We start from the raw sequence: 18,157 nt of genomic DNA on the forward strand, positions 1-18,157 counted from the left end.
GTCACATTCCGATCGAGGCGAAGAAGATCGCGAACAGGCCGTCGAGCACGATCACCAGGAAGATCGACTTGACCACCGACGTCGTCGTCTGTCGGCCGAGCGACTCCGCGCTGCCCTTCACGCGCAATCCTTCGCTGCAGGCGACGATCCCGATCACCAGCGCCATGAACGGCGCTTTCAGGATGCCGACCTCGAAATGGGTGACCGAGATGGCCTCATGCAGCCGGGCGATGTAGATCGCCGGCCCCATGTCACCGTAGAACTGCGCGACGAGGCCGCCACCATAGAGCGCGGCAATCGATCCGATGAAGGCAAGAATTGGCAGCGCGATGACCAGCGCAGCCACGCGCGGCAGGATCAGGACGTCGACGGGATCGAGCCCCATGGTCGATAGTGCGTCGATCTCCTCCCGCATCTTCATCGAGCCGAGCTCGGCGGTGTAGGCGCTTCCCGAACGGCCGGCGACCATAATGGCGACGATCAGCACGCCGAGCTCGCGCAGGACGAGGATGCCGACCATGTCGACGGTGTAGGACTCCGCGCCGAACCTGCGAAAATGGAAGAAACCTTGCTGGGCAATGATGGCGCCAATCAGGAACGTGATTAGCACGACGATGGGGATCGCCTGAAACCCGATCCGGTTGAGCTGATAGACCAGCGACGTCAGCCGCAGCGAGCGGGGCCGGCGCACGACGCCAAGCACGGCCATGAACAAGGCGCCGAGCATTTGCAGAAAGATCGCGATGTCCTCGCGGGCACCGGTCGTGGCCTTGCCGAGGTCGTTCAGCCTGAGCAGGATCGGGTTCGTCGCGGCTGTCGGCGCCGGCGTGTGGCGATTGACCTGCCGCACCTCCTCCAGCAGGCCGCTGAAATGATCGGCCACGCCGATGATCTCCGCCGGCCTTCCAGATGACGCAGCTTTGCGCGACAACTTCTCCAGCATCCACGCGCCGAGTGTATCGAGCGCGCTGATGCCCGACATGTCCAGCGTTACGGCTCTCGATCGATCAACGTCCATCCCGACCGAGCGAGACAGGGTTTCGAGCGTTGCGACGTTGGCTGCGATCCACGGCCCCTCGGGCCGCAATTCCAGCTTATCGCCGGAGGGCGTTGCGAGCAGCAGAGGTTCCGAATTCACGCGCGTATCCTCATGAGACAACTGGTCCCCGATCGCTGGTGTTCTAGGCCGGGATGAAACCGCCCGATTGACGCAAATCAATGGCCATTGGGTCCGCTCGCATAGGCTACGATCATGCAACGGAGACCGCCAATGTTCGATACCGGCAGAATGAACGATGAGCTAAAGGCACTCAAGGTCGACGTCACACGTCTGCTGAGCACCGCCGGCGAGGACATGTTCGAGACGTCAAAGGAGCGTGCCGAAGCCCTGGCCGATCAGATCAAGGCCGCGCTGGCCGAACTCGGCGAAACCGTCAGCGAAGAGCAGGAGCAGCTGCACGATCTCATCACCGAGCGCCCGGTAGCCTCGATGGCTTCCGCCTTTGCGCTCGGCGTGGTCGTCGGCTTCATGCTGAGGAGACATTAGGTGAACACGGAAAATGTGGTCAAGCATCTGCGGGCCCTGTGGCGCACGGACAGGATCATCGCGGATATCAGGCTCCGCCACCTGCTGATCGGGCTAGGCTTGCGGGCCTTCGCGGCGCTGATCGCCGCATTCGGGCTCCTGATGCTCGAGCTGTCCGCTTATTTCGCGCTGGTCCAGATCTGGAGCGCGATCGCCGCAGCCGCCGTCCTGGGAGCGATCAATTTCGCCATCGCGGCAATCCTCTTCATCCTCGCGGGGCGTCCGCCGTCGGGCCGCGACATCGAGCTCGCCAATGAAATCCACGGCACATCGATCGAAGCTCTTCAGCTCGAAGCCCGCGCGTTCCAGGCCCAATTGACCGGCGCGGTCCATCATCCACTCAGCACAATCGTGCCGGTGCTGGTGCCGCTGATCGCGATCATCGTCAAGAACATGCGAAAGCCGGCCAGAGAGCCCGCCACGACCACGGCGTCCGAAACCCGCTCGTAGCCGCGGGCCTCAGAGCTTCAGCCGAACGTCGCAGATATCGGGTTCGGTCGGGTCCGGCTTCACCTCGAAACCGAGCTGCCGGCACATCTCGAGCATCACGACGTTCTCCTTGAGCACGTCGCCCGAGATGGTCTTCAGGCCTTCCGATCTCGCGTAATCGATGATCAGCTGCATCAGGGCCCAACCGAGCCCCCTGCCCTTGAGGTCGGACCGCAGCAGGATTGCGTATTCACCACTCTCGTAGATCGAGTCAGAGTGAAGCCGCACCACTCCGACCATCTCGTTCTTGTCATCGAATGCGATGAACGCCATTGCGCGCGCATAATCGAGCTGGGTGAGGCGCGCGATGAACTCGTGGGTAAACTCCTTCATCGGCGCGAAGAAGCGCAGGCGAAGATCGTGGGCCGTGACGTGACGCAGGAACTCGTGAATGGTTGGCTCGTCCTCGGGACGCAGGGGCCGCACCGAAATGTGCCAGTCCTCCTTGAGGGTAAAGCGGCGTTCCCATTGCGATGGATAGGCGCGGACGGCAAAATTCGCGGGGCCCGAGCCTGCAAATTTCCGTTGCGGCGGCCCCACCGCGACGCGGGCATCGACGGCCGTTACGCCGGTTTCGTCGGCAAGCAGCGGGTTGATATCGAGTTCGCGAATTTCAGGGATATCCGTCGCCATCTGCGCCAGCTTGACCAGCACCAGCGCGACCGCGTCCTGCTTGACGGCCGGCACATCGCGATAGGCGCGGAGCAACCGCGACACGCGGGTACGATCAATCAGATCTCGGGCGAGCTGCAAATCGAGCGGCGGCAGCGCCAAGGCCTTGTCGTTGATAATCTCCACCGCCGTACCGCCCCGGCCGAACACGACAACCGTGCCGAAGGTCGGATCGTCGGCGAGGCCCAGAATCAGCTCGCGCGCCTTTGCCTTGACGACCATCGCTTGCACGATGATGCCATCGATCCGGGCTTCGGGCCGTAACTTCTTCGCCCGCGCAAGGATATCGGCGGCAGCCGTGCGCACCGCGCCCGGTGTGGTCAGATTGAGCACGACCCCGCCGACATCGGACTTGTGCACGATATCGCGCGACAGGATCTTGAGCACGACGGTGGCGCCTTGCGCGAATATCTCATCCGCATAGTTGACCGCCTGCTCGATATCTGCCGCCGCATAGGTCGGCACCATCCCGATGTCATAGCACCCGAGCAGATGCTTGATCTCGACGGGCTCGAGCCATTTCCGACCATCCGCGATGGCGGTTGCGACGATTTGCTTCGCTGCCGCCACATCCGGTATGAAGGTGTCGGGCATCGCAGGAGGAACCTGGCTCAGTTCGTCGACCACCTCGCGATGCCGGACCAAATGCATGAAGCCACGCACCGCGTCGTCTTCGGTCGGGTAATTCGGAATGCCCGCGCCGGACAGCGTCGCAATAATCTCCTGATCGGCCCCGACCCAGGCCGCCAGCACCGGCTTGGCCCAACTGCGGTGCTTCTCGCGATATTTGCCGACGAGCTCGGTCACCGTCGTCGCAATCCGAGCGGCCGAAGCTATTGCAGTCTGCACGTTGAGCACGAGGATCGCGTCATTCCCAGGATCGTCGAGCAACACCTCCAGCGCAGCCGCATAACGCGACGCGTCGGCGTCGCCGACGATGTCGATGGGATTTGCGCCAGACCAGGTCGGCGGCAGCACCGCGTCGAGCCTCTCGCGCGTATCCGGTGTCATGGGGGCGGCAATTCCGCCGAGGTCCGCCAACCGGTCGATCGCCAGAACGCCGATGCCGCCACCATTGGTCAGAATGGCAAGGCGCTTCCCCGCGGGCGATCCTATGCGCCCAAGCGTCTCGGCACAATCGAACAGCTCACGTAGATCGGACACCCGAAGGACGCCGGCACGGCGGAAGGCCGCATCGTAGACCGCGTCGGCGCCAGCGAGCGCGCCCGTATGCGTGGCGGCGGCCTTTGCACCCTGCGTCATGCGGCCGGACTTCACCACGACGACGGGCTTCACGCGCGCCGCGGCGCGCGCCGCCGACATGAACTTCCGCGCGTCCTTGATGGCCTCGATGTAGAGCAGGATGGCGCGAGTCTTGTGGTCCATCGCGAAATAGTCGAGCAGGTCCGCGATGTCGACGTCGATCTGATCGCCGATCGTGACGATGCCCGAGAAGCCGACGCCGCGCTGCGCCGCCCAATCCACCATGCCGGCAGCGATCGCGCCCGATTGCGAGATCAGCGCGAGGTTTCCAGCTCCAGGCATGTGCGCCGCGAAACTCGCATTGAGGCTGACGCCGGGCATCATGACGCCGAGGCAATTGGGACCGATCAGCCGCATGCCGTATTTGTGGGCCGCCGCCAGGGCGGCTTCCTCGAGCGATCCCGGTCCGTGGCCAAGCCCCGCCGAGACGATCAGGGCACCGGCCGAGCCGCGACGGCCGGCCTGGTCGATGATATCGGGAACCTCCCCCGCCGGCGCGGTGATGACGACGAGCTCAGGCACGAAGGGGAGTTGAGCCAGACTGCTCACCGCGGCCATCCCGCCGATCTCGGAATAACGCGCATTCACAAGGCCGAACTGTCCCTTGAATTTTGCCGTGCGAACATTTTCCAGGACCGCGCGCCCCACCGACACTTGACGGGGGCTCGCCCCGACAAGCGCCACGGACCGAGGCGACAAGAGGTTCTTCAGGCGGTAGGTCGACATGATCATAATCGTCCGATCGGGCAACGGGTCCGACAGCAAGAGGCTAACCCGGATATACGGTGAAACGCACCTAGTGCGACATCATCACCCAGCACGGTGGCTGGCCTATGACAGTCTTGGTCACGCCGCCCCAGACGGTCTCGTTGAGGCGCGAATGATGGTAGGCGCCCATGACGATGGCGTCGACGGCGTGAGATTGCGCCCAACTCTCCAGCACCTTGCCGACCGAGCTCCCGCTGCCCTTCACGGTTTCGAAGGACGCATAAATCCCGTGTTCCCTGAGATGGTGGACGAGACTGGTGCCGGATTGCGTAATCGCGTCGTCCTTGTCATCCGCCACCGTGATCACACGCACCGCAGCGGCAGCTTGCAGAATCGGCAATGCGTCGCCCACCGCACGCGCAGCGCGTGCCGAATGATCCCAGGCAATGATGACGTTCTCGAATTCCGGTCGCAGCGCCTCCACATGCTGCTCCGGGCAGAGCAGCAGCGGCCGGCCGGATTGGAACAGGAACGTTTCAACGAGGTTTTCAGTTTGGCTGTCGTGCGGCTTCACGGGAATCAAAGTGAGGTCACTAAAGCGCGCATGCGCGGCCAAGGTCGACGCGATCTCGTCCGCCGGCACCCTCTCTGATCGGCTTTGGGCACGAATGCCGGTGCGCGCGGCCGCGTTGGTAAATGCATTCAGGAGCTGCTGCATATCGCCCGCCTCGCGCACAGCGCTGAACTCGGCGGCCACCGGATCATCGGGAAATACCACCTTCGGCCGGACGAAACCATCGTCCTCAAGCGCGAGCCCGGTGATCCTGGCGCCGAGGTCGGCGGCAACTGCGACGCACTTCTCAATTGCGGCCAGCGTGGGCGCACGCGGCTCGCCAACGAGCGGCAGAAAGACGTCCTTGATCGGCATCGGGATTCTCCTTGCTGGCCAGAATAGGCCGCTTTTCGTCAAATCCCTTGATTCTCGTCAAGGCGGGGAACGCCGGCCGGCCGGGCGACGCCGAGCGTTGACCAAAGTCAAGGGCTGGTCGCTCCGTCACCCTATGGGTAATCAGTCGGAGCGGTTCGCCCTGGAGAGGCTTATGCGTGCAATGGTGTTAACGGCCCCACGAGCGCGACTCCGAATGGAGGAGCGGCCTGACCCATTCCCAGGCGATGGCCAAATCCGGGTGAAGATCGGCGCTTGCGGGGTATGCCGGACCGACCTGCACGTCGTCGATGCCGATTTGCCCGATATTCGCTATCCGATCGTACCTGGCCATGAGATCGTCGGTCGGGTCGACCTCGTTGGCCCCAATGTGGCAACACACGCGCTTGGCGACCGGGTCGGTATTCCCTGGCTCGGCTTTACATGCGGAAAATGTCGGTTCTGCCGGGAAGGCATGGAGAACCTGTGCGACACGCCGCTGTTCACCGGCTACACGCGTGACGGCGGCTACGCAACGCACACGATTGTCGACGCGCGCTATGCATTTCCGCTCGACGAAGGCGATGATGACGTCGAGATCGCACCCCTGCTATGCGCTGGACTGATCGGCTGGCGCTCGCTGGTGCTGGCTGGTCCCGCGGAAAGGCTCGGCCTCTATGGCTTTGGCGCGGCCGGCCACATCGTCGCGCAAGTCGCGATCTGGCAACGACGAACTGTCTTTGCATTCACGCGGCGCGGCGATGACGCCGCACAAGAGTTCGCGCGACGTCTTGGTGCCGTCTGGGCCGGAGCTTCTGACGAGATGCCCGCCGAGCCCCTCGACGCCGCCATCATTTTCGCACCAGCCGGCGAACTCGTCCCGACCGCGTTGCGTGCCGTCCGAAAAGGGGGTCGCGTCGTGTGCGCCGGCATCCACATGACCGACATCCCAAGTTTTCCATATGATTTGCTCTGGGAGGAAAGGCAGTTGGTCTCGGTCGCCAATTTGACCCGGCAGGATGGCTCGGATTTTCTCAAGATCGCACCGCAAGCCGGTGTGCGCACCGAGACAGCGGCATTTCCCCTGGATCAAGCCAACGAGGTTCTGGGCATGCTGCGAAACGGCCAGATTCTGGGCGCCGCCGTGCTGACGCCCTGAGGGTGCTTCGGATGTCTGTTTCAATGGAAAATCAAACGGCGGCCCAGGAGCGGATCTTCCAGACACTGGCTGGACATCCGGGCGTGACGCGGATCGATACCCACGGCGCCTCGGTCTTCCTCGACGGCGATCGCGCGTTAAAGATCAAGCGGGCGGTCAAGTACCCATTTCTCGACTATTCGACGCTTGAGAAGCGCAAGGCGGCCTGCGAGGAGGAAATCCGGATCAACCGGCCGCTGGCGCCGCAGATCTACCACGGCGTCGTCGCGATCACAGAACGGCCGGACGGATCCGTGAAGGTCGGCGGCCCCGGCCGGCCGATCGAATACGCCGTCGACATGTCGCGGTTCGACGAGAGCCGGACGCTGGATCATCTGGCGAAAGCGCGAAAGTTCGATGCGGGCCTCGCGTCGGCCATTGCCGATGCGATCGCGGCATCGCATGCGGCGGCGACGCCTGCCGACAGCGAGGCGTGGGTTTCCTCGATCCCTGCACTGATCGACGGCAACAGCGATGGCCTGCGGAACGGCGATCATCTGCCGGGCAAGGAGATCGAACAGCTCGCGCAGGCCTCGCACGGGGCATTCCTGCGCATCCGCCCCTTGCTTGAAGAGCGCGGCCGCCAAGGCTTCGTCCGCCGTTGCCACGGCGACCTGCACCTTGCGAATATCGTGCTAATCGAGCGGCAACCCGTACTGTTCGACGCCATCGAATTCGACGCACAGATGGCGACGGTCGACGTGCTCTACGACCTCGCATTCCCGCTGATGGATCTGTTGCGCCACGATCAGCCGCTCGCTGCAAACGTTGTCCTGAATCGGTATCTTGCCAAGACGCCGCCCGGGAATCTCGATGCGCTCGGCGTGCTGCCGCTGTTCATGTCCATTCGCGCAGCAATCCGCGCCCAGGTGACGCTGGCGCGATTGAGGCCGCCACATTCCGACGACGCCGGCATCGTCGATGAAGCACGCCACTATTTTAACCTTGCCTGGGCGCTGATCCAGCCTCCCGCTCCCTGTCTGATCGCGGTGGGGGGACTGTCGGGCACCGGCAAGACGGTTCTAGCGGGGGCGCTCGCGCCGGCGGTCGCACCGCAACCGGGTGCCGTGGTGTTGCGCAGCGATGTCATTCGCAAGCAGATGTTCGGGGTCGCGGACACGCACCGGCTGCCGCCATCCGCATACACGCCCGAGTTGGCGGAGCGGGTTTACATAGCGTTGGCCGAGCGCGCCCGCCATGTGCTGGCCCAGGGCCATTCCGCGATCGTCGACGGCGTGTTCGCCCGCGATGTCGAGCGAGACGCCTTCGCGGCACTGGCCCGGGATTGCAACGTACCTCTCACCGGACTCTTCCTGGTCGCAGATCTGGCAACCCGACAGGCTCGAATCGGCGCACGCCGCGGCGATGCATCCGATGCCACGCAAGAGGTTGCCGCATTGCAAGAGCACTATAATATCGGTCATATCGGGTGGACGACCATCGATGCGTCCGGGACACAAGCGCAGACGCTCCAGAGATGTCGGGACACGATCGCTGAAGGCAAATAGGGCAATCTGATTGGCGCGGGCTAGGATGGCGCGATCCACTACGAGTTCGACCAAGACCGCCCGTGTCAAGCCGGCGGCGAGCCGCAATCCGTTGCCGGGCCGCCTCAGTCCCGGCATGGCCTGTGATACAGCCTTTCGGATCATCGCCCGCCGTCATCTCGCAGCCGTCCTCGCCCAGCATGAGGGGACCTGCCGCGGCGATCCGGACGCTCTGCATCAGATCCGGATCGCCCTGACCCATCTGCGAACCGCGATCCGCTTCTTTTCACCCATGGTCGACGATGCCCTGCGCCCCAAGGTCTGGGCCGAATTGAAATGGCTGAACAGCCAGCTCGGCATGGTGCGGGACCTCGACGTCGCGATTGAACGCGTGGTCGCCGAGACCGGCGACGAGCTCGCCGTGATCGCAGAACTCCAACACTGGGACGAGAAGCGGGCCGAAAGCCATCGCCTGCTGGCCCGTGCGCTGCAATCGGCGCGATATCGCCGCCTGGTCGAGCAGACATCAAGCTGGATCGAGCGTGGCCCCTGGTCAACCAGGCGCAGCAAGGAGGCCATCAGACTTCGCCGCTGTCCGCTTGCCGACCACGCCACGGCGCAACTGACCGATTGGGAAAGGACGCTGCTCACGAAAGCTCGGAAGCTGCGCAAGCTCGACGTCGAGAAGCGGCACAAGCTGCGGATTCTCAACAAGCGACTGACCTATTCGATCGAGTCGCTGGAGGATCTGTTTGCCCACAAGGCGCTGAAGAAGCAGAAGTCAATTCTCAAGCAATTGCGCAGGGCGCAAAAGTCCCTCGGACAGCTGAACGACGACGCACGCGGTCAGACGCTAGCCGCTTCGTTGAACGAAGCGGTGCCGGAGGCTGGCATGCGCTTTCTCGACCGCAAGCGCGAAAAGAAGCTGTTGCGAACGGCTTCGACGGCCTATCGCAAACTCGACAAGGCCAAGACCTTCCGGTCCTCTGACCTAACGCCGGATTCGGAGCCCGAAGACTAGGTGCGAACGTAGTCGCCCGGTGCGTCGGGCAGGCTATCAATGTTGCCATGCCCGATCGGCGGCGGATCGCAGAGCTCGCCGGATTTCGCGATGAGCCAACGGCTCCATTCCGGCCACCACGATCCCTCGACATGCGGCGCCAGCTTCAGCCATTCATCGGGGCCCACATAGGGCGCGTCCGCGGCCTTGGTCATGATTTGATAGTTGTGTCCGGGATCATCGGGCGGCGCAACGACGCCGGCATTGTGGCCGCCGCTGGTCAGCAGGAACGTCAGGTCGGCATCGACCTGGTAGTGGATCTTGTGCACGGATCGCCACGGCGCCACGTGATCAGCGAGCGTACCGACCACGAACATCGGCACATGGATGTCGGACAGCGAGATACTCTTGCCCTCGACCCGGTAACGCCCCTCGGCCAAATCATTGTTGAGGAACAGCTTGCGGAGATATTCCGAATGCATCCGATAAGGCAGCCGCGTCGCATCGGCATTCCAGGCCATCAGATCGCTCGGCGACGATGCTTCGCCCATCAGGTAGTCATGCGATAACCGTGACCAGATCAGATCGTTCGAACGCAACAGCGCGAACGCGCCCGCCATCTGCGCCGTATCGAGGTAGCCTCGCTGCCACATCATGTCTTCGAGAAAGGCGACCTGGCTTTCGTTGATGAAGAGCGTCAGCTCGCCGGCCTCGGTGAAGTCGGTCTGCGCAGCCAGGAGAGTGATAGTGCCGAGGCGATCGTCGCCGTCGCGCGCCATCGCGGCGGCAGCGATCGACAGCAAGGTGCCGCCGAGACAATAGCCGAGCGCGTGGGTTTTCTGACCCGGCACGATCCGGCCGATCACATCCAGCGCGGTCATCACGCCCTGCTTACGATAATCGTCGAACGCGACATCCCGATCCCTGGCATCCGGATTGCGCCAGGAGATCGCGAAGACGGTGAAGCCCTGATCGGTGAGATATTTGACCAGCGAGTTCTGCGGCGACAGATCGAGGATATAGTATTTCATGATCCAGGCCGGCACGATCAGGATCGGCTCGGGCCGTACTTGCGCCGTGGTGGGATGGTACTGGATCAGTTCCATCAGCTCATTGCGATAAACGACCTTGCCGGGCGAAGCCGCAACAGTCTGTCCGACGATGAACCGCTCATCTCCGACCGGCTTCGCGGCCGAAAGCATCCGTATCAGATCGCCGCACCAATTTTGCCAGCCGAAGACGAAATTCTCTCCACCACTCTGAAAGGCCTTCTCCAGCACCTCCGGGTTGGTCATCGCAAAGTTCGACGGAGACAGCATGTCGAGCATCTGACGGGTCGAGAATTCGACGATGGCCTCGTTCGCGCGCGAAACGCCACGAATTCCCGTCGTGGCATCGTGCCACCAGCGCTCTCCGAGCAAGAACGCCTGCGCGAAAATATTGAACGGCGCGACTTCCCACTGCGGCTCCCTGAAACGGCGGTCTCGTCCCTCCGGCCGGATGACAGACCAGGGCTCTTGTCCCGGCGAGGTCGCGTGCGCGGCAGCTTCCAGCAAACGGCAGGTATCACGAACGACGTTGCCGGCGATCTCCATCCGGCGCTGCGGCGCCACGGCAAGGTGGGAACTCCAATCGAGCCAGGCGAGCAGCAAGGCCGCGGGCGAAATGCCGCTCGTGAACCGCGCCAGCATCGCGTGGACCGTGCGATCGAAAAGGTAGGGCTCGGCCATCGGCTCGACGGCCGGTGTCGCGGCGGACGGCTCGATATTCGTCACCGAGGGGTTGACGTCCGCAGCCTGGTCAATGGACGGCGCCGGCTGTTCGGGCCGAGGAAGAATTTGCACGACGTTCATAGCCATCCCTGCGCGCTCCTGGTCGCATATGCGCGACAGGATATGGTCAGCCGGCCAGGAGACGTTGAGCTGCATCAATTCCAGAGCTCGATCACAACCGCTTAACCGGCGAACCTGCTTGACCTGCATCAAACCGCACCGTGGGGCCTGATCTAGATTTTCTCATCGAAATTCGACAAGCCAGCGGAGCATTCTATGCGCGCCCACCAGATCATGACCCGGTCGGTTGTCTCGGTCACGCCCGACACCAGCATCGTCGAGGCCGCGAATATCATGCTGAAACGTCACGTCAGCGGCCTTACCGTCGTCGACGACCGTGGCAAACTGGTTGGCGTGGTCTCGGAAGGAGACTTCATCCGCCGCAGTGAGATCGGCACCGGACGCAAGCGCGGCCGCTGGCTGAGCTTCATCCTCGGACCCGGCAAGACGGCTAGCGACTTTGTCCACGAACACGGCCGCAAGGTGTCGGAGGTGATGACAGACTCGCCTGTAACCATCACCGAGGATACGGCACTTGCCGAGATCGTCGATCTCATGGAACGGAACAACGTCAAACGGTTGCCGGTGGTGCGCAGTGATAAAGTCGTCGGTATCGTATCACGCGCCAACTTATTGCAGGCCGTGGCCGGCCTGGCCCGCGAGGTGCCGGATCCGACCGCCGACGACGATCACATCCGCGGTCGCATCATCGATGCCATGGAGAAATACGACTGGTGCCCATTCGGGCTGAACGTCATCGTACGCGACGGCATCGTTCACCTGAGCGGCGTCATCACCGAGGAACGCTCGCGGCAGGCCGCTGTCGTCGCAGCGGAGAATGTCGAGGGCGTCAAGAAGGTGCATGACCATCTGTGCTGGGTCGACACCATGTCCGGCGTCTACCTGAACTCGCCCGAGGACGACGACCTCGCCAAAGCAAGCTGAGCGCAAGAACCGACTCAGCGCGGAATGACGGCGGTGGCCTCGATCTCGACACGCGCCGCTCTCTCCACAAGGCGGACGACCTGGACCAGCGCCATCGCCGGATAGTGCGCACCGAAAACGGCGCGGTAGATCTGGCCGAGCTCCTTCAGGTTCGTCAAATATTCGTCCATGTCGACGACGTACCAGGTCAAACGCACCAGGTGCTCGGGCCGCGCACCGGCCTCAGCCAAGATCTCAGCGATGTTGCTCAGGGTCTGGCGCACCTGCGCGACAAAGCCGTCGGCGAGGCGCTCCTCGGCATCCCAACCGATCACGCCCCCGGTCACGACGAAGCGCCCCTCAGCGGCCATGCCGTTGGCATAGCCCTTTGGCATCGGCCAGCCAGAGGGCTGCAGCACCTGTGCCTTCGGGCCGGGGTCATCCTCCTCTGCGGTCGGTAGCACCGCGACCTGTGGAACTTTCGGCGTCGTCACGGACAATTTCTTGATCCTCATCTCATTCTGCCGCGACACCCGAGGACGTCGCGGCCGCCTGCGCCAATTGCCGCAGGGCGAAGCGCTTCAATTTTCCGGTCTCGGTCTTCGGTAACTGCGTCACGAACTCGATCGCGCGCGGATATTTGTACGGCGCGATCTCGCGTTTCACGTGCTCCTGCAACTCGGCTGCGAGCTTTGCATCCGGCGTTACACCGGGCGCAGCAACGACATAGGCTTTCACGATCATCCCGCGCGCCTCGTCCGGCGCGCCAACGACGCCGCACTCGGCGACAGCCGGATGCGTGAGCAGCGCTACTTCCACATCCGTGCCCGCGATATTGTAGCCGGATGACACGATCATGTCGTCCGAACGCGACTGATACCAGAAATAGCCATCGCTATCCATCAGATAGGTGTCGCCGGTGATGTTCCAGCCGTTCTGGACATATTTGCGCTGCCGCTCGTCGGCGAGATAACGGCACCCGGTCGGCCCCCGCACTGCAAGTTTTCCCATCGTACCCGCCGGCAGATCGTTACCGTCATCATCGACGATCTTGGCTTCATAGCCGGGAACGGGCTTGCCAGTCGCGCCGGGACGAATCTCGTCCTCGGTCGCACTGATGAAGATGTGCAGCAGCTCTGTCGAGCCAATCCCGTCCATCAATTTGATACCGGTAGCCTTGAGCCAGGCATCGAATGTCGGCTTGGGCAGAGTCTCACCAGCGGAGACGCATTTTCGGAGCGAGGAAATGTCACGACCCGGAAGCTTGCTGATCAAGGCGCGATACGCGGTCGGCGCCGTAAAGCAGACAGTCGTCTTGTACCGCTCGATCGCCGACAGCATGTCGTCGGGCGTCGTCTTCTCCAGCACGACGAAGGACGCGCCGATATGCATGGGGAACAGCACGCCACCGAAGCCGAAGGTGAAGGCGAGCGGCGCGGAGCCGATGAAACGGTCCTTCTGCTCGGCCCGCAGAATGTTGCGCGCGTATGCGTCGCAGACAGCCAGCATGTCCCGGTGGAAATGCATGGTGCCCTTGGGATCGCCGGTTGTGCCAGAGGTGAACGCGATCAAGCAGATATCGTCGGAAGCCGTATCAACCGCCCTAAACTCGCCACTCGCATCCGCAATCAGCGCCTCGAGCGAGTCGGGAGCGCCGTTGCCCCAATAGACCACATGCTTGAGGCCGGGGGCCGCCAGCTTCGCCTTCTCCATCTCATCGGAAAGCTTTCCGTCACAGAGCGCCAGCGTGATCTCCGCTTTCTGGATCGGATAGGACAGCTCCTTGGCGCGGAGCAGCGGCATCGTCGCCACGCAAATGCCGCCGGCTTTGATGACCGCGAGATAGGTCGCGACCATCATCGGGCTGTTGGCCGAGCGCAGCATCACGCGCCCGCCGGTGACGAGACCGAGCTTGCCGACCAATACATTGGCGATGCGGTTCACGAGCGTCTGCAACTCGCGATAGGTGCAGCTGACAGCGGGACTGATGACGCAAGGCGCATCGCCCTGCCCCTGCTCGACCCAGCGGTCGAGGAAATAGCTGACGCAATTCAATCGCAACGGATAGTGCAGTTCCGGCCGCGTGAAGATGAACTCCGGCCAGAGCTCGGGCGGCGGTAGATGCTGCCGGCCGAACGTGTCGACATGGGCGGTCGCAGCGTTGCCGTCATGCGAACCCGAAAGTTGAACCTTGGCGGCGTTGGCCATCGCACGCTCCTTTGCGCATGGAAAGCACCCGGCAGCACGAACTGGAAAACATTTTAGGCTTAAAACAATTTGGCGCAATAGCGGATTTTGGGATCCCATGCATTTTCGTGCGGCAAAGCGGGATTGGCGGGCGCGTCGGCCAGCGGACTTAGGGCCGGCGGCGACCGGCCGATTTCTGCGCCGATGCCTTGGTCTTGGCCAGGAGCCGCATCAGCTCGCGCACATCCTTCGGCGTCAGATCGGCAAAGAGATCGGCGATCCAGGTCTCGTGTTCCGAGGCCATCCGGCGAAACTCGGCGCGACCGAGTTTTGTGAGGCGGATCACCTGGACGCGGCGGTCCGTCTCCGAGGTGCGGCGGTCGAGATGGCCGGATTCCACGAGGCGCTCGACGAGACCGGTGACGTTGCCGTTGGACACCATCATGCGCTTGGAGACGTCCGACAGCGTCATGCCGTCGGCCGCCTTGTCGAGCTGCGCCATCAGATCGAAACGGGGCAGCGTGACGTCGAAGCGCTGCCGCAGCCGGCCGCGGACCTCGCCCTCGATCAGGGTCGTGCAGGTGAGCAGCCGCAACCACAGCCGGAGTTCATCGGCGTGGTCCTCAGGCGTTTCGACGGCTTTGGTCTCGGAATCGAGCATCTCGATGCAGTCATTCGCGGCCGGCATTGGCGCCGGCTCGGATTCCCCAACGTTTTGAGCTTCAAATAAATCCACGCCGGCCGCAAGTCCAAAGCTGCAACAATCGACCGCACGCGAATTTCTTTAGGCTTCAAATAACTGGCGCGCCGCTTGCATGCACCGCCCGCGCGATGGTGACGCCCTTGAGCTTGGCTTGCCGCGAGCGCCGTCATCGGCATAAGCTTGGGTCGGAGTACGCGCCTTACAACGCAAGCGCGATCGTTACGGGGGATAGATCATGAAGACGCAACTGACCTTGGCCGCAGCCGCACTTCTTCTTGGCACCGCGATGAGCCCTGCCCTTGCCCAGGAGAAGATCAAGCTGGGCGTGATCGTGACCCTGTCGGGACCTGCCGCCGCGCTCGGTCAGCAGGTTCGCGACGGCTTTGCCCTCGCTGTGAAGGATCTCGGCAACAAGATGGGTGGCCGCGATGTCGAAGTCGTCGTGGTCGACGACGAGCTGAAGCCCGACGCGGCCGTGACCAAGATCAAGGGCCTGCTCGAGCGCGACAAGGTCGACTTCGTCGTCGGCCCGATCTTCTCCAACATCCTTCAGGCGATCCACCGGCCGGTCACAGAATCGAAAGTGTTTCTGATCAGCCCCAATGCCGGTCCGTCGACTTTTGCCGGAAAGGACTGCAACCCGTTCTTCTATGTGACGTCTTATCAGAACGATCAGGTCCATGAGATCCTCGGCAAGGTCGCGCAGGATCGCGGCTACAAGCGCATGTATCTGATGGTGCCGAACTATCAGGCCGGCAAGGACTCGATCGCCGGCTTCAAGCTCGACTACAAGGGTGAGATCGTCGAAGAATCCTACATGCCGCTGAACACGCTGGATTTCCAGCCGGAGCTCTCCAAGATCTCCTCGCAAAAACCCGATGCGGTGTTCACGTTCATGCCGGGCGGCCTCGGCGTCAATCTGGTCAAGCAGTACAAGCAGGCCGGTCTCGCTGACAGCATTCCGGTGCTCTCGGCCTTCACAGTGGATGAATCGACCCTGCCGGCGCAGCAGGACGCGGCCGTCGGCATGTTTGGCGGCGCGAACTGGGCGCCCAATCTCGACAATCCCCAGAACAAGAAGTTCGTCGCCGCCTACGAGGCCGCCTATAACAGCGTGCCCGGCACCTACGCCTTCCAAGCCTACGACGCCGCGATGCTGATCGACAGCGCCGTCAAAGGCGTGAAGGGTGACCTCTCCAACAAGGACGCCGTTGGGGCAGCCCTGAAGAAGGCGGACTTCACGTCGCTACGGGGGGCCTTCAAGTTCAACACCAACGGTTATCCAATCCAGGACTTTTACCTGACCAAGGTCGCCAAACGTCCGGACGGCAAGTTCCAGACCGAGATCGTCCAGAAGGTCTTCGAAAATTACGGCGACCGCTACGCCAAGGACTGCAAGGCGGCGAACTAAGGCCGCGCATCGCGTTAAGGGAGGACTGCAATGAAGAGCGAAATCACCGGCATCACGCGAGCCAATGAGGGAATCCAGGGCATTTCCTGGAACATCCTCGGCCAGACCTATGTCCCGAAGAGCTGCGCCGAGAACAGCTTCTCCTGGCACGCCACGCTGCCGCCGGGCACGTTCGTTCCGCCGCACATCCACCCCGATCAGGACGAATATCTGTACATGCTGGAGGGCAAGCTCGATTTCGTGCTCGGCAATTCAGAGGCGCAGGCAACGCCAGGCGATCTGATCCGGCTCGGCATGGGTGTGCCGCATGGCATCTTCAACAAGTCGGATCAGACCGCAAAAGTGCTGTTCTGGGTGTCGCCGACCAAAAAACTGTTCGACCTGTTCTGGGGTCTTCACAACATGAAGGAGCAGAAGCCGGAGGATGTTGTCGCGATGGCCGCCGAATTCAACATCCACTTCCTGCCGCCGCCGCCCGGCGCCGGTTAGCGACGCGGTTTAGGCGCGCACCGCCGCAAGTCCCGGTACCGCGGCGAAGCCGGCCTTGGTGGCATAGCCCCGCACGATGGCCTCACGCTGGGAATAGCTCAGCACGTTATCGATATTGTCAAAGCCGTCGGGCGCCAGCTGCTCGACGGCGTCGATGACGCCTTCGGGGCCGCCGCGGCGATTGGAGCGAACGATCTCCGCGGTCATCGGCAGGCGCTTCTTCTCGTACTCCATCAGCGCCTGTCTCGGATGCTCGGCACGCACCAGCGCGTCGGCGAGACAGCGTGCATCGAGGATCGCCTGCGAAGCACCATTGGATCCGACCGGATACATCGGATGGGCGGCATCACCGAGCAGCGTGACGCGCCCCGACGACCAATATGGCAAGGGATCACGGTCGCAGGTCGGATATTCGTAGAACTCGGGTGTCGCCGAGATCAGGCTCTTCACGTCGATGTAGGGCACGGAGAAGCGTGCCACGTGCGGCATCAGCTCCTCGCGCCGGCCCGGCCGTGACCAATCTTCCTTCCGTGGCGGCGGCGCATTGCCCTCACCCACTTTCACCAGCACCGCCCAATTGGTCAGACGGCTCGCCGGGCTTGATCCCTCCGCGATCGGATAGATCACCACCTTGGCGTTGAGACCGCCGGCAACGATCATCGATTTGCCCGTGAGGAACAGCGGCCAATCGCGCGCACCGCGCCACAGCATCAGGCCGTTCCAGCAGGGCGGCCCTTCGTTCGGAAACAGCGTATCGCGGACCCGTGAGTGGATGCCGTCGGCGCCAATCAGGATATCTCCACGCGCGGTGTAAATGTGCGCGCCGGCACGATCGAAGAAATAGGCCGTAACGCCGCCTTCGTCCTGCGTGAAGGCGCCGAGCCGGCAGCCGGTGTGGATGGCCTCCGCTCCGAGCCGCTCCTCGACCGCGCGATGGATGACACCCTGGAGGCGGCCGCGATGAATCGAGAATTGCGGTACGTCGTGGCCGGCGTCCACGCCGCGAGCTTCGCGCCAGACCTCCTGGCCATGACGGTTGAGGTAGTAGAGCTGGTCGGTGCGGATCGCGACGTCGTCGAGCTTCTGCAGCAGACCGAGGCTGGCAAGCTCACGCATGGCGTGCGGCAGTGTGTTGATGCCGACGCCGAGTTCGCGGATCGTATCGGACTGCTCGAAAATCTCGCACCCGATGCCGCGGGCCCGCAGCATCAAAGCCGTGGTGAGACCACCGATACCGCCACCGACGATAATCGCCTTCATCGCCCTCAACTCCACTCAATACGC

General features: G+C 62.9%; 16 protein-coding genes. 8 read left to right on the forward strand and 8 right to left on the reverse strand.

From position 1 onward, the window contains the following. Position 1: 1 nt before the first annotated feature. Entirely contained in the window at positions 2 to 1,138 is a 1,137-nt protein-coding gene (locus JQ587_RS19530; RefSeq protein ID WP_212301335.1) for an ABC transporter permease, read from the reverse strand. Positions 1,139 to 1,270: 132 nt separating this feature from the next. Here JQ587_RS19530 and JQ587_RS19535 point away from each other — a divergent pair, with 132 nt between their 5' ends. Together JQ587_RS19535 and JQ587_RS19540 are read left to right on the forward strand one after the other, a co-directional pair. Then, positions 1,271 to 1,546 (forward strand): hypothetical protein, encoded by a 276-nt coding sequence (locus JQ587_RS19535; protein WP_212426294.1) that lies wholly within the window; start codon positions 1,271 to 1,273, stop codon positions 1,544 to 1,546. After that, a complete protein-coding gene (locus JQ587_RS19540; protein WP_212426295.1) occupies positions 1,547 to 2,035 on the forward strand; it encodes a phage holin family protein in 489 nt (162 codons plus the stop codon). Between the two features lie 9 nt (positions 2,036 to 2,044). Here JQ587_RS19540 and JQ587_RS19545 read toward each other — a convergent pair whose 3' ends face one another. Further along, positions 2,045 to 4,735 (reverse strand): bifunctional acetate--CoA ligase family protein/GNAT family N-acetyltransferase, encoded by a 2,691-nt coding sequence (locus tag JQ587_RS19545; protein ID WP_212426296.1) that lies wholly within the window; start codon positions 4,733 to 4,735, stop codon positions 2,045 to 2,047. A 70-nt stretch (positions 4,736 to 4,805) separates the two neighbouring features. After that, positions 4,806 to 5,645 (reverse strand): universal stress protein, encoded by an 840-nt coding sequence (locus JQ587_RS19550; RefSeq protein WP_212426297.1) that lies wholly within the window; start codon positions 5,643 to 5,645, stop codon positions 4,806 to 4,808. 172 nt (positions 5,646 to 5,817) lie between these two features. Here JQ587_RS19550 and JQ587_RS19555 point away from each other — a divergent pair, with 172 nt between their 5' ends. From JQ587_RS19555 to JQ587_RS19565, 3 genes are read left to right on the forward strand one after another with little or no spacing between them, the layout of a single operon-like run. Next, positions 5,818 to 6,801, forward strand: a complete 984-nt coding sequence (locus JQ587_RS19555; RefSeq protein WP_212301466.1) for a zinc-dependent alcohol dehydrogenase family protein — start codon at positions 5,818 to 5,820, stop codon at positions 6,799 to 6,801. An 11-nt stretch (positions 6,802 to 6,812) separates the two neighbouring features. Beyond that, positions 6,813 to 8,348: a bifunctional aminoglycoside phosphotransferase/ATP-binding protein gene (locus JQ587_RS19560; RefSeq protein ID WP_433995300.1), complete on the forward strand. Its 1,536-nt coding sequence runs from the start codon at positions 6,813 to 6,815 to the stop codon at positions 8,346 to 8,348. A gap of 25 nt (positions 8,349 to 8,373) precedes the next feature. Next, positions 8,374 to 9,348: a CHAD domain-containing protein gene (locus tag JQ587_RS19565; RefSeq protein ID WP_212426298.1), complete on the forward strand. Its 975-nt coding sequence runs from the start codon at positions 8,374 to 8,376 to the stop codon at positions 9,346 to 9,348. Here JQ587_RS19565 and JQ587_RS19570 read toward each other — a convergent pair. Continuing rightward, complete coding sequence (locus tag JQ587_RS19570) at positions 9,345 to 11,018, reverse strand: PHA/PHB synthase family protein (protein WP_433995301.1); 1,674 nt, start codon at positions 11,016 to 11,018, stop codon at positions 9,345 to 9,347. The two genes, JQ587_RS19565 and JQ587_RS19570, sit on opposite strands and share 4 nt — an antisense overlap. Before the next feature lie 357 nt (positions 11,019 to 11,375). Between JQ587_RS19570 and JQ587_RS19575 the strand changes: the two genes are divergently transcribed. Beyond that, positions 11,376 to 12,104, forward strand: coding sequence for a CBS domain-containing protein (locus JQ587_RS19575; protein ID WP_212426299.1), 729 nt, complete (start codon positions 11,376 to 11,378; stop codon positions 12,102 to 12,104). Positions 12,105 to 12,118: 14 nt separating this feature from the next. Here JQ587_RS19575 and JQ587_RS19580 read toward each other — a convergent pair whose 3' ends face one another. From JQ587_RS19580 to JQ587_RS19590, 3 genes are all read right to left on the reverse strand, one after another. Continuing rightward, positions 12,119 to 12,577, reverse strand: coding sequence for a RidA family protein (locus JQ587_RS19580; protein ID WP_212301468.1), 459 nt, complete (start codon positions 12,575 to 12,577; stop codon positions 12,119 to 12,121). A gap of 22 nt (positions 12,578 to 12,599) precedes the next feature. Further along, entirely contained in the window at positions 12,600 to 14,291 is a 1,692-nt protein-coding gene (locus tag JQ587_RS19585; RefSeq protein ID WP_212426300.1) for a benzoate-CoA ligase family protein, read from the reverse strand. A gap of 148 nt (positions 14,292 to 14,439) precedes the next feature. Then, a complete protein-coding gene (locus JQ587_RS19590) occupies positions 14,440 to 14,958 on the reverse strand; it encodes a MarR family winged helix-turn-helix transcriptional regulator (protein WP_212301344.1) in 519 nt (172 codons plus the stop codon). Positions 14,959 to 15,208: 250 nt separating this feature from the next. Between JQ587_RS19590 and JQ587_RS19595 the strand changes: the two genes are divergently transcribed. Both JQ587_RS19595 and JQ587_RS19600 read left to right on the forward strand, forming a co-directional pair. After that, the gene (locus JQ587_RS19595) at positions 15,209 to 16,384 is read left to right on the forward strand and encodes an ABC transporter substrate-binding protein (RefSeq protein ID WP_212426301.1); all 1,176 of its coding nucleotides are present in this window, start codon (positions 15,209 to 15,211) and stop codon (positions 16,382 to 16,384) included. 30 nt (positions 16,385 to 16,414) lie between these two features. Beyond that, positions 16,415 to 16,873, forward strand: coding sequence for a cupin domain-containing protein (locus JQ587_RS19600; RefSeq protein WP_092300198.1), 459 nt, complete (start codon positions 16,415 to 16,417; stop codon positions 16,871 to 16,873). 9 nt (positions 16,874 to 16,882) lie between these two features. On the opposite strand, the gene JQ587_RS19605 is transcribed toward JQ587_RS19600, so the two are convergent. Next, complete coding sequence (locus tag JQ587_RS19605) at positions 16,883 to 18,133, reverse strand: flavin-dependent oxidoreductase (protein ID WP_212301346.1); 1,251 nt, start codon at positions 18,131 to 18,133, stop codon at positions 16,883 to 16,885. Positions 18,134 to 18,157: the final 24 nt, after the last annotated feature.

The sequence above is a fragment of the Bradyrhizobium manausense genome (genome assembly GCF_018130615.1).
In the GTDB taxonomy this organism is placed as follows: Bacteria; Pseudomonadota; Alphaproteobacteria; order Rhizobiales; family Xanthobacteraceae; genus Bradyrhizobium; species Bradyrhizobium manausense_A.